Annotated in this window: 14 protein-coding genes; 5 read left to right on the top strand and 9 right to left on the bottom strand. The window is 67.7% G+C overall.

What is annotated here, in order from left to right:
- The first annotated feature begins 92 nt into the window (after nucleotides 1-92).
- The 3 genes from FGS76_RS08280 to sthA are packed head-to-tail and all read left to right on the top strand — an operon-like array spanning nucleotide 93 to nucleotide 3,315.
- Entirely contained in the window at nucleotides 93-1,190 is a 1,098-nt protein-coding gene (locus FGS76_RS08280) for a DUF2066 domain-containing protein (protein WP_138772158.1), read from the top strand.
- Nucleotides 1,187-1,873: a DnaA regulatory inactivator Hda gene (gene hda, locus FGS76_RS08275; protein ID WP_138772157.1), complete on the top strand. Its 687-nt coding sequence runs from the start codon at nucleotides 1,187-1,189 to the stop codon at nucleotides 1,871-1,873. Before FGS76_RS08280 ends, hda begins: the two co-directional genes overlap by 4 nt.
- A 41-nt stretch (nucleotides 1,874-1,914) precedes the next feature.
- A complete protein-coding gene (sthA, locus tag FGS76_RS08270) occupies nucleotides 1,915-3,315 on the top strand; it encodes a Si-specific NAD(P)(+) transhydrogenase (protein WP_138772156.1) in 1,401 nt (466 codons plus the stop codon).
- Nucleotides 3,316-3,610: 295 nt separating this feature from the next.
- On the opposite strand, the gene smrA is transcribed toward sthA, so the two are convergent.
- From smrA to FGS76_RS08260, 3 genes are all read right to left on the bottom strand, one after another.
- Complete coding sequence (smrA, locus tag FGS76_RS08265) at nucleotides 3,611-4,204, bottom strand: DNA endonuclease SmrA (RefSeq protein WP_138772155.1); 594 nt, start codon at nucleotides 4,202-4,204, stop codon at nucleotides 3,611-3,613.
- A 211-nt stretch (nucleotides 4,205-4,415) separates the two neighbouring features.
- Nucleotides 4,416-4,583 (bottom strand): hypothetical protein, encoded by a 168-nt coding sequence (locus FGS76_RS19450; protein WP_170214433.1) that lies wholly within the window; start codon nucleotides 4,581-4,583, stop codon nucleotides 4,416-4,418.
- A gap of 98 nt (nucleotides 4,584-4,681) precedes the next feature.
- Entirely contained in the window at nucleotides 4,682-5,434 is a 753-nt protein-coding gene (locus tag FGS76_RS08260; RefSeq protein WP_138772154.1) for a glutathione S-transferase N-terminal domain-containing protein, read from the bottom strand.
- Nucleotides 5,435-5,744: 310 nt separating this feature from the next.
- Here FGS76_RS08260 and FGS76_RS08255 point away from each other — a divergent pair, with 310 nt between their 5' ends.
- Nucleotides 5,745-6,956, top strand: coding sequence for an acetyl-CoA C-acetyltransferase (locus FGS76_RS08255; protein WP_138772153.1), 1,212 nt, complete (start codon nucleotides 5,745-5,747; stop codon nucleotides 6,954-6,956).
- A gap of 22 nt (nucleotides 6,957-6,978) precedes the next feature.
- Nucleotides 6,979-9,138 (top strand): 3-hydroxyacyl-CoA dehydrogenase NAD-binding domain-containing protein, encoded by a 2,160-nt coding sequence (locus FGS76_RS08250; RefSeq protein WP_138772152.1) that lies wholly within the window; start codon nucleotides 6,979-6,981, stop codon nucleotides 9,136-9,138.
- A 717-nt stretch (nucleotides 9,139-9,855) separates the two neighbouring features.
- Here FGS76_RS08250 and FGS76_RS08245 read toward each other — a convergent pair.
- Genes FGS76_RS08245 through FGS76_RS08220 form a run of 6 tightly spaced genes read right to left on the bottom strand, consistent with a single transcriptional unit; the run spans nucleotide 9,856 to nucleotide 15,061 of the window.
- Nucleotides 9,856-11,130, bottom strand: a complete 1,275-nt coding sequence (locus FGS76_RS08245; protein ID WP_138772151.1) for an MSMEG_0569 family flavin-dependent oxidoreductase — start codon at nucleotides 11,128-11,130, stop codon at nucleotides 9,856-9,858.
- Complete coding sequence (locus tag FGS76_RS08240; RefSeq protein WP_138772150.1) at nucleotides 11,127-11,438, bottom strand: MSMEG_0570 family nitrogen starvation response protein; 312 nt, start codon at nucleotides 11,436-11,438, stop codon at nucleotides 11,127-11,129. Before FGS76_RS08240 ends, FGS76_RS08245 begins: the two co-directional genes overlap by 4 nt.
- Entirely contained in the window at nucleotides 11,431-12,426 is a 996-nt protein-coding gene (locus tag FGS76_RS08235; protein WP_138772149.1) for a sll0787 family AIR synthase-like protein, read from the bottom strand. Before FGS76_RS08235 ends, FGS76_RS08240 begins: the two co-directional genes overlap by 8 nt.
- A gap of 10 nt (nucleotides 12,427-12,436) precedes the next feature.
- Entirely contained in the window at nucleotides 12,437-12,979 is a 543-nt protein-coding gene (locus FGS76_RS08230; RefSeq protein ID WP_138772148.1) for an MSMEG_0567/Sll0786 family nitrogen starvation N-acetyltransferase, read from the bottom strand.
- Nucleotides 12,976-14,079 (bottom strand): MSMEG_0568 family radical SAM protein, encoded by a 1,104-nt coding sequence (locus FGS76_RS08225; protein ID WP_138772147.1) that lies wholly within the window; start codon nucleotides 14,077-14,079, stop codon nucleotides 12,976-12,978. Before FGS76_RS08225 ends, FGS76_RS08230 begins: the two co-directional genes overlap by 4 nt.
- A complete protein-coding gene (locus FGS76_RS08220; RefSeq protein WP_138772146.1) occupies nucleotides 14,036-15,061 on the bottom strand; it encodes a Nit6803 family nitrilase in 1,026 nt (341 codons plus the stop codon). The genes FGS76_RS08225 and FGS76_RS08220 overlap by 44 nt, the downstream gene beginning before the upstream one ends.
- Nucleotides 15,062-15,066: the final 5 nt, after the last annotated feature.

Genomic DNA, 15,066 nt, shown 5'->3' with positions numbered 1-15,066 from the left:
CGATATTGTTGGCGGCGGGCAATCCGGTTCGCCACAAAGGGCCGGATCAGGGATAATGGCGCGCGTTCACAAAACCGGCTTTGGAACTGTCGATGTATCGCTTGTTGTTGATTCTGGTGGTGGCCCTGTGGTCGGCCGCGCCGGCCTGGGCGGCGGAGGCCGGCCAGGTGTCGGTGGCCCTGCGCGGCGATACCCCGCGGGGTGACGAGGCCCGCGCCGACGCCCTGCGGCGGGGCCTGGAAACGGTCATCGTCCGGCTCACCGGCCGTGACCAGGTGGCGGACCTGCCCGGCGTGGCGGAGGCCCTGGACCAGCCGCAGCGCTGGCTGTTGCGCTATGGCTATGAAGACGGCCAGCCGCCCCGGCTGCGGGCGGTGTTCGACGACCGTGCCCTGACCCGCTATCTGGCCGACCAGGGCGCGCCGGTGTGGGCCGGCGACCGGCCGCCGGTGCTGGTGTGGCTGGTCACCGAAGGCACCGGCCGTGGCGATCTGGTGACCGCCGGCGACCCGCTGGCCCAGCGCCTGCAAGATGCGGCCGGTCGGCGCGGTGTGTCCCTGGTGCTGCCCAAATGGGACCAGCGCGACCGGGACGTGGTGGCGGTGGCCGATGTGCGCGGCCGGTTCGACGGGCCGGTGCTGCAGGCCTCGCGCCGCTACGACACCGACTGGGTGGCCACCGGGGTGCTCTACGGCGGCGCCTCCACCACCCTCAACTGGCGTCTGCTGGACCACGGCGACCAGGTGGCCGGCCGCCGCGCCGGCGCCGCCGACACCGACGCCGCCCTGGACGCCTTCGTCTCCGCCCTGGCCGATCAGATCGCCGAGCGCTATTCCCTGGGTGGCGATGGCGGCAGCGGCAATGCCCAAGGCACTGACCGGGACGGCGCCACGCCGCCGCCGGTGATCGCCGGCCAGACGCCCAGCGGAGAGGTGCTGATCCGCGACGACCGGGTGATCACCGTGCGTGGCGTGCGCACGCTCAAGCAGTGGCACGACCTGTACCTGGCGCTGGCCGACCTGGGTCCGCTGCGCGGCGTGGCCCTGCGGGTGGCCAGCGCCGACCGGGTGCAGTTCGAGTTGGATTTCTCCGGCGACCGGGCCCAGCTGGAGCGGCTGATGGCCGGCCTCCCGGGCCTGACCGGGTGCACCGACGCTTCCTCTCCGCCACTTACCTATTGCCTGCGATGAGTCAGCTGCCCCTGGCCCTGGAACTGCGTGAGGGTCACACCCTGGAGAACTTCCACGCCGGTCCCAACGGCGCGGCGCTGGCCACCGTGGCCGCCGCCGCCGACGGCGATGAGCGCCAGGTGTTCGTGTGGGGCGGCGCCGGCCAGGGCCGCAGCCACTTGCTGGAGGGCGCCGTGCGCCGGGCCCAGGAACAGGGCCGGGACGCCTGCCTGCTGCCCGCCGGCGAACTGCTGCCGCTGGTGCCGGAAGTGCTGGAGTCCATGGAACAGTTCCAGCTGCTGGCACTGGACGATGTGGACCGCTTCGCCGGCCATGGGCACTGGGAGGAGGCCCTGTTCCACCTCTATAACCGGGTGATGGCCGGCGGCGGCTCGCTGCTGTTCAGCGCCGGCGCCGCCCCCGGCGCCGCGCCCTGGCTGCTGCCGGATCTGGCCACCCGCCTGGCGGCGGGGCCGGTGTTCCGCTTGCAGCCACTCAGTGAAGAATCGTTGGCGGCGCTGCTCACCGAGCGGGCCCGCGAGCGCGGCCTGAAGCTGGGCGCCGAGGTGGCCCGCTTCATGGTGATGCGCAGCGAGCGCTCGCCGGCCTTGCTGCTGGAGCGTCTGGCGGTGCTCGACCGCACCGCGCTGGCCCGGCAGCGGGCGCCCACCATTCCTTTTATCAAGGACGTGTTCGGCTGGTAGAGCGCCGTCCGCTGCCTTGACCGCTTAACAACGAGGACCCTATGGATATCAGCTCGGGATGGGATCTGGTGATACTCGGCAGTGGCCCGGCCGGGGAAGCCGCCGCCATGCAGGCGGCCAAGGGCGGCCTGCGGGTGGCGGTGATCGACCGCCGCGAACAGCTCGGCGGCAACTGCACCCATTGGGGCACCATTCCCTCCAAGGCGCTGCGCCACCAGGTGCGCCAGGTGGTTCGCTCCCAGCGCAACCCGCTGCTGCGCGGCCTGATCAATCCCCGCCAGGTGCGCTGGCAGGACCTGATCCAGCGCTCCGGCGAAGTGGTGGATTCCCAGGTGCAGGTGCGCGGCGACTTTTATATCCGCAACCGGGTGCGGGTGTTCGCCGGCCGGGGTGAAATCCAGGCCCCCGGCGAGGTGAGCGTGGACGACGACGCCGGCCGCCAATGGCTGCTGCGCACGCGCAACATTCTGATCGCCACCGGCTCCCGGCCCTACCATCCCGAGGATGTGGACTTCGATCACCCGCGCATCTACGACTCCGACACCATCCTGCGCATGAACCACACGCCCCGCCATATTCTGGTCTACGGCGCCGGCGTGATCGGCTGTGAGTACACCAGCATCTTTACCGGCCTGGGCATGCGCGTGGACCTGATCAACAGCCGTCAGCACCTGCTCGATTTCCTGGATACGGAAATCTCCGACGCGCTCAGCTATCACCTGCGCGAGCAGGGCGCCACCATTCGCCACAGCGAGCAATATTCCAAACTGGTGGCGGACGACGACGGCGTCACCCTGGAACTGCAATCCGGCAAACGGCTGCGCGCCGACGCGCTGCTGTGGAGCAACGGCCGCTCCGGCAACACCCAGAACATCGGTCTGGAAAACATCGGCCTGGAAGCCAATGGCCGTGGCCAGCTGGCGGTGGACGAGCGCTACCAGACCGCCGTGGAAGGCGTCTACGCGGTGGGCGACGTGGTCGGCTGGCCGTCCCTGGCCAGCGCCTCCTACGACCAGGGCCGCTTCTGCGCCGCCGGCATCGTCGACGGCGGCCCGGTCAAGCAGGTTACCGATGTGCCCACCGGCATCTACACCATCCCCGGCATCAGCTCCGTGGGCCGCACCGAACAGGAACTCACCGAAGCCCGGGTGCCCTATGAAGTGGGCCAGGCGTTCTTCAAAAACCTGGCCCGCGCGCAGATCACCGGCGAACGGGTGGGCATGCTCAAGATCCTGTTCCACCGCGACACCCTGGCGGTGCTCGGCATTCACTGCTTCGGCTACCAGGCCATGGAAATCGTCCACGTCGGCCAGGCGGTGATGCGTCAACCGGCGCCCAACAACACCCTCAACTATTTTATCGATACCACCTTCAATTACCCGACCATGGCCGAGGCCTATCGGGTGGCGGCGATTAACGGCGTTAACCGAGTCAAGCGCTGATCGCGACTAAAGTCGCTCCTACGACCACAACGAGCCCCCTTTAGGAGCGACTTTAGTCGCGATGTTGATAGGCCGTGCCCGCGAGCGGCCAGTTGAAAGTTTAAAGTTAAAAGTTGAAAGGGCGGGGCCGCGGATTCTCTTTCGCGGCCTTCGGCCGGTGTGGGTTTGGTTTAGCTTGTGGTTCGCCGGATCGCGGCTGAAGCCGCTCCTACAGGGGGGCGTGCGAATCGCGGGCACGGCCAACCCACCCCCACGGCCAGCCTGAAACTTGCCGCTTGCCGCTTGCCGCTCGCCCCTATCTCTGCGCGCGACTGCGCTCGTAAAAAAATTCCCGATTCTTCTGGCTGGCGGTGCCGGTTTTGCGGAGCAGGGCGAGGGTGACGCCGGCGCCGCCTTGGTGGGCGGGGGCGCTGTGGAAGGCGAGTACCTGGTCGAATTCGTTGAGCCAGTGCAGGACGTAGCTTTTCAGCAGGCCGGGGCGTTCGCTGTGCTCGCCCTTGCCGTGGTTGATCAGCACCGTGCGCTGGCCGTTCTGTTGGGACTCGCGGATGAACAGGTAGACCTGGTCGCGGGCGTCCATGAGCCGGACCCGGTGCAGGTCCAGGCGGGCCTGGGGGTCGTATTTGCCGAGGCGGAGCTTGCGGTATACCCCTTCCTGCACGCCGTTCTTTTTCACGCCGACGATGTCGTAGGGGCCGGCCTCGGGTACCCGTTCCGGTACGCTCAGGGGGTTGGGGTCGTGGTTGGGCCGGGCGGTGGCGGCGGCCCGGCGCAGGCGCTGGGACAGGGTCGGCCCGCGCCGGTGCGGTTCGCGGACCCGGTCGTCTTCCTTGAGGGGGGCCACGCCGGCCATTTCACGGCGGAACAGGTCGTCGTCGTAATTGCCCATGGCTCCTCTCCTCGCAACGCGTTCTGGTCGGAAATAGTAGCAATCCCGGGGGCCGCTGGCATCCCGGGAAAACCATGAGCAAACAACAGAGGGCCGCCCGGGCCCGCGTTCCGGATAAAAGCACCCCGCCTTGATTCCCCGCCGCAACGGAACGAACCAAACAAAGCGCGGAGCAGATTGGGCTACTCCGGGCGGGCCGGCGGAACGCGGGTTAGTGCGGCTGGCGTTGGGGGCGGGAGCGGCCCTGTGGCACGGCTTCCTCGTCATCGAGGTGGTGCCGTTGTTTTTTGGCTTCCCGTTTACGGCGTTCCTTGCTGACGCGCAGGTGGTCTTCTTCCCACTCGCGGGCGTCGTAGTCATCAAATTGGCGACGACTCATTGTTCACTACTCTTTAAGCTGGGTTGTGGACGGGAGCGGGCTCCCAACCCCTATATAGCATCGAATCCGCACGCCGAGAAGGTGCCCGCTCACCTTTTTTAACGGCCGTAACGGGCCTGTAAATAGGCCACGATGCGTTCGGACTCGAACAGCTCCTCGCCGGTGTTGGGATCGATCAGGTAGGGCACTGACACACGGCCGGCCCGGGCCATCAGTTCCTGGCGGTGGCGCTGGGTGGGCAGGTACTCCATTTCCAGCGCTTTGCGCATCGGCGGCAGCACCCAGTCCTGCCATTGGTCGCGGCCGCACTGGCGCACCAGATAGGGCAATTGCAGCTCGCACAGCCGCTCCCGCACCAGCCGGGCGAACGGGCTGCCCTCGAAGGAATACAGGATCAGCGGCTGCTCGGGCACCTCCGCGTCGCGGGCCCGCAGGCCGTGGCCGGCGCGGGGCAGGGAGGCCGCCACCGAGGCGGCGGTGCGGGCGCGCAGGCGCCAGCCGCCGGGGGCGGGGCGCTGGCCGTATTCCCGGTACAGGTAGTCGATGATGTCGGCGGATTCGTACAGCGCCACGCCGGTGTTCGGGTCCATCAGGTAGGGGAACAGCTGCTTGCCGCCGAGCCTTTCCACCAGCGGCCGGTAGCGGTCACCGCCCTTGGGGCAGGGGTAGATCAGTGCGTCCAGGTCCAGATCGGTGAGCGCTTCGCGCACCAGCCGGCAGAACGGGCAGCCTTCCATATCGTACAGTTCCAGCGGCTCCGCCGGTTGCCGGGCCGCCGGGCGGGTAGCGATGCCGCGGCCCTGCTGGGCCAGGGAAGAAGCCAGGGAACGGGCTACGTCCAGGGAATGCATGGGGGTCTCCTGTTACGGTTTGCCGGATACCCTGGGGCCGTGCCGGGCCGCTTGCAATGGCCGATGCGCCCCGGATCGCGGCTGAAGCCGCTCCTACGGGGGGCGGATGCGGGTGGGCGGGTGTTGTAGGAGCGGCTTCAGCCGCGATGATCCAGGCGCTGGCCGTTCCGCTCAGCCCCCCTGAGCGGTCCCGTCATTGCCGCCGCCCCGGCCCTGGGGCACCCTGGCGGTCTGCTTTTCACCGACGCCGGTGCCTCCGGGCCGATCCTGCCCCGCACCGGTCACTGCCCAAGGCGAGAGGAAAGGTTACATGACCGAAGCCTATATTTATGACGCTATCCGTACCCCGCGGGGTCGCGGCAAGAGCGATGGTTCCCTGCACACCGTCAAGCCCCTGGATCTGGTGGTGGGCCTGATCGACGAAGTGCGCGAGCGCTTCCCCAATATGGACGTGAACCGCATCGACGACGTGCTGCTCGGCGTGGTCACGCCGATCGGCGACCAGGGTGCCTGCATCGCCAAGACCGCCGCCCTGGCCGCCGGCCTGCCGGACACCGTGGCCGGCTACCAGCTGAACCGGTTCTGCGCCTCCGGTCTGGAAGCGGTCAACACCGGTGCCCAGAAAGTGGCGTCCGGCTGGGACGATCTGATCCTGGCCGGCGGCGTGGAAGCCATGAGCCGCATTCCCATGGGCTCCGACGGCGGTGCCTGGGCCATGGACCCGATCACCAACTACAACACCGGCTTCGTGCCCCAGGGCATCGGCGCCGATCTGATCGCCACCATCGAGGGCTTTTCCCGCCGGGACGTGGACGACTTCGCCGCGGAATCCCAGGCGCGCGCCGCCAATGCCTGGGAAAAAGGCTATTTCCAGCGCTCCGTGGTACCGGTGCGCGACCGCAACGGCATGGTGGTGCTGGAGAAGGACGAACACATCCGCCCCGGCACCACCGCCGACAAGCTGGGTGAACTGAACCCCTCCTTCGCGGTGATGGGCGAGATGGGCGGCTTCGACGCCGTGGCCCTGCAAAAGTATCACCAGGTGGAAAAGATCAACCACGTGCACACCGGCGGTAACTCCTCCGGCATCGTCGACGGCGCCGCCCTGGTGGTGCTGGGCAACGAGCAGGTGGGCAAGGACTACGGCATGACCCCGCGCGGTCGCATCGTCGCCACCGCCATCAGCGGTGCCGATTCCACCATCATGCTTACCGGCCCGACGCCGGCCTGCCGCAAGGTGCTCAAGAAAGCCGGCATGACCGTGGACCAGCTCGACCTGGTGGAAATCAACGAAGCGTTCGCCTCCGTGGCCATGCGTTTCATGAAGGACATGGGCCTTAGCCACGACAAGGTCAACGTCAACGGCGGCGCCATCGCCATGGGCCACCCGCTGGGCGCCACCGGCGCCATGATCCTGGGCACCGCGCTGGACGAGCTGGAACGCCGCGACAAAAAATTCGCCCTGTGCACCCTGTGCGTGGGCGGCGGCATGGGCATCGCCACCATCATCGAGCGCCTGTAACGGACCCAACGGAGAGAACACCATGACTGAATCGACTATCCGCTGGGAACAGGACGCGGACAACATCGTCACCCTGATCCTGGACGATCCCCAGCAATCCGCGAACACCATGAACGAGCGCTACATGCGCTCCATGGAAGAAACGGTAAGCCGTCTGGAAAAAGAGAAGGACAACATCGCCGGGGTGATCATCACCTCCGCCAAGAGCACCTTCTTCGCCGGTGGCGACCTGCGTGACCTGGCCAAGGTCACCAAGGAAAACGCCCCGGAATTCGCCAAGGGCGTGGAAGCCGGCAAGGCCCAGCTGCGTCGCCTGGAAACCCTGGGTAAACCGGTGGTGGCGGCACTCAACGGCACCGCTCTGGGCGGTGGCCTGGAAATCGCCCTGGCCTGCCACCACCGGGTGGCGCTCAACAACCCGAAAGCCCAGTTCGGCTTTCCCGAGGTGACCCTGGGCCTGCTGCCCGGCGCCGGCGGCGTGGTGCGCACGGTGCGCATGCTGGGCATCCAGAACGCCCTGATGCAGGTGCTGATGCAGGGCCAGCGGCTGAAAGTGGAAAAAGCCAAATCCGTGGGCATCATCGACGACATCGCCGACAGCGAAGAGGCGATGCTGGCCAAGGCCCGGGAGTGGATCAAGGCCAACCCGAAAGCCAAACAGCCCTGGGACGAAAAAGGCTACAAGATTCCCGGCGGCACCCCGAGCACCCCGGCGTTCGCCCAGAACCTGCCGGCGTTCCCGGCCAACCTGCGCAAGCAGCTCAAGGGCGCCAACTATCCGGCGCCGCGCAACATCATGGCCGCCGCCGTGGAAGGCGCCCAGGTGGGCTTCGACGACGCCCTCACCATCGAAGGTCGCTACTTCGTGGAACTGGCGCGCAGCCAGGTGGCGAAGAACATGATCAACGCCTTCTTCTTCAACCTGCAGGCGATCAACGCCGGCGCCAGCCGTCCCAAGGACGTGCCCAAGTACAAAGCCGAAAAAGTGGCGGTGCTGGGCGCCGGCATGATGGGCGCGGGCATTGCCTACGTCACCGCCCGCTCCGGCGCCCAGGTGGTGCTCAAGGACGTTTCCATGGAGAACGCGGAGAAGGGCAAGGCCTACTCCGAGAAGCTGCTCGACAAGGAAGTGTCCAAGGGCAAGATGAGCAAGGAGAAGAAAGAAGAAATTCTGGCGCGCATCACCCCGGCCGCCGACGCCAAGGATCTGGAAGGCGTGGACTTCGTGATCGAGGCGGTGTTCGAGAACACCGAACTCAAGCATAAGGTGTTCCAGGAAATCGAGGACGTGGTCAATCCGGACGCGGTGCTCGGCTCCAACACCTCCACGCTGCCGATCACTGGCCTGGCCGAGGGCGTGAAAAACCAGGACAACTTTATCGGTATCCACTTCTTCAGCCCGGTGGACAAAATGCCGCTGGTGGAAATCATCCGTGGCAAGAACACCAGCGACGAAGTGCTGGCCAAGGTGTTCGACTACACCCTGCAGATCAAGAAGACCCCGATCGTGGTGCACGATTCCCGGGGCTTCTTCACCAGCCGGGTGATCGGCACCTTTATCAACGAGGCCATCGCCATGGTCGGTGAAGGGCAGAACGCCAACTCCGTGGAGCAGGCCGCCACCCAGGCCGGCTACCCGGTGGGCGCGCTCAAGCTGATCGATGAGATCAACATGAAGCTGTCCCTGAAGATCGCCGGTGAGTACAAGCAAGCCGCCGAGCAGGGCGGCGGTGAAGCCCGCCAACACCCGGCCCTGGCGGTGATGGAGAAAATGGTCAACGAGCTGGACCGCCCGGGCAAACTGGACGGCAAGGGCTTCTACGACTATCCGGAAGGCGGAAAAGCGCACCTGTGGCCGGGCCTGAAAGAGCAGTTCCCGGCCCGGGAGGCGATTCCGTTCCAGGACATGCAGGAGCGCATGATGTTCGCCGAGGCCATCGAGACGGTGAAGTGCTTCGAGGAAGGGGTGATCGATTCGGTGGGCGACACCAACATCGGCTCCATCTTCGGCATCGGCTTCCCGGCCTGGACCGGCGGTGTGGTTCAGTACATGAACCAGTACCAAGACGGCTTGCGCGGCTTCGTGGCCCGTGCCCAGGAGTTGGCCAACACCTACGGTGAGCGTTTCACGCCGCCGAAGCTGCTGGTGGAAAAAGCGGAAAAAGGCGAAATTTTCAAATAACCACAGAGCCTGTTCCGCTACCCGAAAGCCCCGCCGCAAGGCGGGGCTTTTTTGTACGCTCCGACTCGCCCCTGCTTTTTATGCACCGGTAGGAGCGGCTTTAGCCGCGATGTGCAAGCGGGGACATCGCCACCGTCTTTTTCGCGACTGAAGTCGCTCCTACTTTTGTGCACCGGTAGGAGCGGCTTTAGCCGCGATGTGCGCGCGGGGACATCGACACCGCTTTTTCGCGACTGAAGTCGCTCCTACTTTTTGTGCACTGGTAGGAGCGGCTTCAGCCGCGATGTGCGGGCGGGGGCATCGACACCGTTTTTTCGCGACTAAAGTCGCTCCTACTTTTGTGCACCGGTAGGAGCGGCTTCAGCCGCGATGCGCGGGCGGGGACATCGCCACCGTTTTTTCGCGACTGAAGTCGCTCCTACTTTTTGTGCGCTGGTAGGAGCGGCTTTAGCCGCGATGTGCGCGCGGGGATATCGTCACTGCTTTTTTCGCGACTGAAGTCGCTCCTACTTTTTGTGCGCTGGTAGGAGCGGCTTTAGCCGCGATGCGCGCGCGGGGATATCGCCACTGCTTTTTTCGCGACTGAAGTCGCTCCTACTTTTATGCATTGGTAGGAGCGGCTTTAGCCGCGATGCGCGCGCGGGGATATCGCCACCGTTTTTTTCGCGACTGAAGTCGCTCCTACGGCATTCCGACCCGCGGGGGGGCGGGGCGCTTTCAGGCGATACCGGCCAGGTATTGCTCGCGCAGCGGCAGGCGGGCCGCTTCGATGTGGTCCACCAGGTGCTCGGCGTCCTCGGCGATGGCGTAGATGCGCCCGGAGCCCCAGGTGTGCAGCCAGGGCAGGCCCAGGAAATACAGCCCCGGGCTGGCGGTGACGCCACGCCGGTGCTTCGGATAGCCGCTGGCGTCGAAGGCCGGGGCGTGGATCCAGGAAAAGTCCGGCGCATAGCCGATGCACCAGATCACGGCGGTGATGCCTTCCGCTTCCAGATCCAATTCCCGCGCCAGGTCCCGGGGCGGTTCCCACACCGGTTCATAGGGCGCCTCCGCGGGTGCGCTGATGCCCTGGCGGGCGATGTAGTCGTCGATGCTTTTCTTGATGCGCGCGTTGGTGGCATCGGCCTTATCCAGGTTTTCGCCCAGGTCGTCGCCGAAGCTAGCCTGGCCGGCCTCGATGTTTTCCAGCCGCCCGTGCAGGCGCATGCCCTCCAGGGCGAAGCGGCGCAGGTCGATGTCGCGGCCTCCGTCGCGGCCGGTGACATAGTGGTTGGCCTTGGCGCGCACCTGTTCCTCGGTGAGGTGTTCCTGCACCGGCAGCCGGTAGTGGCCCATATCGTCGAGCCAGTCCACCACGTCCCGGCCCCGGTAAAAGCGGGACACCCGGGGCGCCGGGCCCACCGCCAGGTGCACCTGGCGACCGGCCAGATGCAGGTCCTCGGCGATCTGGCAGCCGGACTGGCCGGTGCCCACCACCAGCACCGGGCCTGCCGGCAGCGCCGCCGGGTTGCGGTAGTCGGAGGCGTCCAGCTGTTTGATTCGCGCCGGCAGCCGGCGCGCGTAATCCGGCACCTTGGGCCGGTGGTAGCTGCTGATCGCCATCACCACCTGGTCGGCGGTGAGCGGGCCCCGGTCGGTATCGAGCCGGTAACCGCCCACCGGCAGGGCCCGCACCGCCCGCACCGTGATGCCCTCGATCAGCGGCGGGTCGAAGGACGCGCGGAAACGTTCCATCCAGGCAACGATTTCGTCCTTGACCATGAAACCATGGGGATCGTCGCCGTCGTAGGGGTGGTCCGGCAGCCGGCACTGCCAGTTGGGCGTGACCAGGCAGAAGCTGTCCCAGCGCTGCTGCTTCCAGGCGTGGAAGGCCTGTTGTTTCTCCAGCACCAGGTGTTCGATATCCCTTTGCTGGAGCAGGTAGCTGGTGGACAGGCCGGCCTGGCCGCCGCCCACCACGATCACCGGGTAATGGCGTTTGGCGAAGGTCATGAGGGTTCCTCCTCGGTGGTGGCGGCAGCCACCCGGGTCACGGTGACGCGGGCATCGGCCTGGCCGGCGAATTGCCGGCCCCGGGTTTCCAGCGCCAGTAACTGGCTGTCGGCGCTGGTGCAGCGGAAACCGTACTTTTGTTCCACCCGGTCGCCGGCCAGGGTCAGGGCGTCCCGGCTCAGGGCCAGAAATTCCGCCAGCGGGTAACTCTCGCCGGCGCGCAGAAAATCGTGGATCACGGTGGACGGGGAGTAGCAGCGCTGTTCGCTGTGGTCCGGCCAGCGCACGTTGAAATGCACTTCAGGCATGATGACCTCCTTGATGTCGGGAAGGTTCGGGGTCGCGGCGGGCGCGGCCCAGGTAAGGGGTGGCCCGGTGGTCCCAGAAGGGCCGCCGCTGGCCGTCCAGGGTCAGCTCCAGGGTGCCGCCGGCGGTGACCCGGCCGACCTCGGCCACCGCCAGATCGCGGGCCTGGAAACGGCGCCGCACCGCGGCCACATGGCCCGGCGCCACCGACAGCACGAAGCCATAGCTGGGGAAGGTGCGCAGCCAGCGCTCCAGGGGCACGCCGGTGGGGCGGGGCAGGGCGTCCAGATCCAGCACCGCGCCCACGCCGGAGGCTTCCAGCAGCATCAGGGCGGTGCCCACCGGGCCGGCCATGGAGATGTCCTTGCCGGCCCGGCACAGGCGGTCTTCCGCCAGGCCGGGCAGAATCTCTAGGTCGCCGCGCAGGCGCGCGCCGGGAGCGTCGCTGCTGGCGTCCCAGTTGTCGCCCACGGGGCGGAAGCCGCCGCGCAGGTCGCAGGCCACCAGCAGGGTGTCGCCGGGGCGGGCATCGAAACTGGTGAGCAGCGCCCGCGCCCGGCCCAGGATCGCCACCGACAGTTGCGGCCGGTCGCAGTGGCCGTTGCTGTGGCCACCCACCAGGGGTACGCCGTATTTGCCCGCCGCCTCGCGCAGCCCGGCCAGGATCTCGCCGCCCTGGTGGTCGCCCCGGCTCCACAGGGCGTCGGTGACCGCCAGGGGCCGGCCGCCCATGGCGGCGATGTCGCCCACATTGACCATGACGCCGCAGTAGCCGGCGAAAAACGGCTCGGCGGCCACGAATTCGTTGACGAAACCTTCCATGGCCATCAGCAGGAAGCCGTCGCCATCAGACAGGGCGGCGGCGTCGTCGCCCAGCGGCAGGTGGCCACTGTCCAGGCCCGCCAGGCCCGCCATCACCGGCTGGATGTCGGCCTTGTGGGCGAACGCCGGGGCGGCGCGCAGGTTGGTGATCAGGGTGTCCAGGCCCATGCCGGCCTCCTCAGGATGCCCGCCGGCCGGTGGCCAGCAAGGGCAGCCGGCCGTCCGGCAGGGGCGGATAGTGGGACAGCCGGGCGCGCATCAGCACATGGTCGCGGCCGTGCAGGCTGATCGGCCGCAGGCTGTCCCAGTGCAGGCCGCGAAACAGGGCCTCGTTGGCGGCCTGCACCTGGGCGAAGAAGGACTCGCAGCCGCGTGCCCGGGCGCTGCCCACCGCCAGCCGGATCAGGGCGCTGCCCAGGTGCGCATCGCGTCGGTAGCCCCGCGCCACCGCCAGCCGCGAGCCGTACCAGATGCCCGGCCGGTCGCTGTGGATGCGCACCGTGCCGACCACCTCGTCCGGGCCGCCGGCCACGTAGGCCAGTGCCACGATGGTCAGCGCCTGGCGGTCCAGCGGGTCGCCGTCGTCGCCCTCGAACAGGCCCTGCTCCTGGCAGAACACCCGGCGACGCAGGTCGCGGGCGGCCTGGTATTCCCAGGCCTCGGAGGTCAGCTTCACCGCGTACTCGCGGCTGCGAAACGGGGTTACCGGCTCCAGGATCATAGGGTCTGCTCCGCATCCTCGAAGGCGGACAGGGATGAGCAGGCGCCGCAGCGGCCGCAGCCGGCCTTGATGTCCGCCGAGCGCAGCCCGCCGTCGCGCAGCAGGGCGCCCAGGGGCTCCAGGATGCGCCGCATATGGTCCGCCGAGGGCGAGGGGTGGTGCTCAAGCGGCGTGCCGGAAATGGGCACGAACGGCACCACGAACGGGTACACCCCCAGGGCCACCAGCCGCTGGCACAGGGCCAGGGTGTCTTCCACGCTGTCACCCAGGCCGGCCAGCAGATAGGTGCTCACCTGGCCCCGGCCGAACACCGCCACCGCGTCGGCGAACGCCTCCAGGTACTGTTCCACGCTGATCGACGCCTTGCTGGGCATGATCTTTTCGCGCAGCGCCGGGGTGGCGATTTCCAGGTGCATGCCCAGGCTGTCGATGCCGCTGTCGTGCAGCCGCCGGAACCAGGCCCGGTCGTCCGGCGGCTCGCACTGGCCCTGGATCGGCAGGTCCACGGCGGCGCGCACGGCGGCGGCGCTGTCGCACAGCACCTTGGCGCCGCGATCCTCCAGGTTGGGGGTGCCGGTGGTCATCACCATATGCCGGACGCCGTCCAGTTCCACCGCCGCCTTGGCCACCTCCGCCAGTTGCGCCGGGGTTTTGTGGGCGATGGTGCGGCCCTCTTCCAGGGACTGGCCGATGGCGCAGAACTGGCAGGACACCTTGCGGTTGTTATAGCGGATGCAGGTCTGCATCACGGTGGTGGCGAGCACGTCCTTGCCGTGCAGGGTGGCGATATGGGAATAGGGCACGCCGTCGGCGGTGCTCAAATCGTAGAAGCGCGGCCGGTCGGTGAACGCCATGCGCGCGATTTCCTCGCCACCCCGGGTGACCCGGGCGCCGTCCAGCTGATAGGGCGAGGTGCCGGCGCCGGCGGTGTGCACCGGAACCATCACCACCCGGCCGCCGATTTCCACCGCCTTGTGGTCGGACGGGCCGGCGCCACCGCGCCGGCTGGGGGCGCCGGCGTCCGGATCGTTCAGGCGCACCCCGTGGGTTTGCAGTTCATTGAGGAGCTGCCGGTAGGACAGCGGCGTATTGGCGCTCATCGTCATCGCTCCAGGGTTCGGCTTCCGGGGCCGCCGGGGCGGTGGCCGGAAAGGGTTCGTGAAAGGTCGCCGCCGGGCGGCGGTCGATCAGCAGGCTCAGCAGTTCCGGGCGCGCGTAGTGGCCCACCGAATCCATCATCCGTTTGCGCTTCAGAATCAGGTCCATGTCCAGGTCCGCCACGCACAGGCCCTCGCCCTCGGTGATCGGTTCGCCCAGCACCTTGCCCTCCGGCGACACGATCAGCGTCATGCAGCCGCCGCGCAGGGCTTTTTGCTGGGCCGGGTCGTTGGTGATGGCCTGGATCTGGTGGTCCTCCAGCCAGCCGGTGGCGTTGACCACGAAGCAGCCGGACTCGGCGGCGTGGTGGCGCATGGCCGCCTCGATCTGATCGGCGAACACCGGCCCCACCATGGAGCCCGGGAACTGGGCGCAGTGGATTTCCTCGTGCTGGGTCATCAGGGCGTAGCGGGCCAGGGGGTTGTAATGCTCCCAGCAGGCCAGGGCGCCGATGCGGCCGACGCCACTGTCCACCACTTGCAGGCCGCTGGCATCGCCCTGGCCCCAGATCATGCGCTCGTGGTAGGTGGGGGTGATCTTGCGGCGCTTGAGTAACAGGCGGCCGTCGCCATCGAGCACCACCTGGGTGTTGTACAGGGTGCCCCGGTCACGCTCGTTGACCCCCAGCACCACCACCATGCCGTGGCGGCGGGCGCGCTCGGCCACCCGGTCGATCTCCGGACCCGGCACCGTCACCGCCTGCTGGTACAGGGCGAGATGGTCCGGGCCGGCGAACGCCGGGGCGCGCACGAACGAGAAGTACGGGTAGTAGGGCACCAGGGTTTCCGGAAACACCAGCAGCTGCACGCCCCGTTCGGCGGCGTCGTCGATCCAGTCGCACACCTTGTCCAGGGTGCCGCCGGGGGTATCCATATCCGGTGCGATCTGCGCCGCCGCCGCCCGTACCGTGCTCGCCTCGTTCATGGCGC

Origin of the sequence: Alloalcanivorax gelatiniphagus (assembly GCF_005938655.1) — a bacterium.
Lineage (GTDB): Bacteria > Pseudomonadota > Gammaproteobacteria > Pseudomonadales > Alcanivoracaceae > Alloalcanivorax > Alloalcanivorax gelatiniphagus.
The sequence above is the reverse complement of the archived record's forward strand: the minus strand, read 5'-3'. Positions and strand labels throughout refer to the sequence as shown.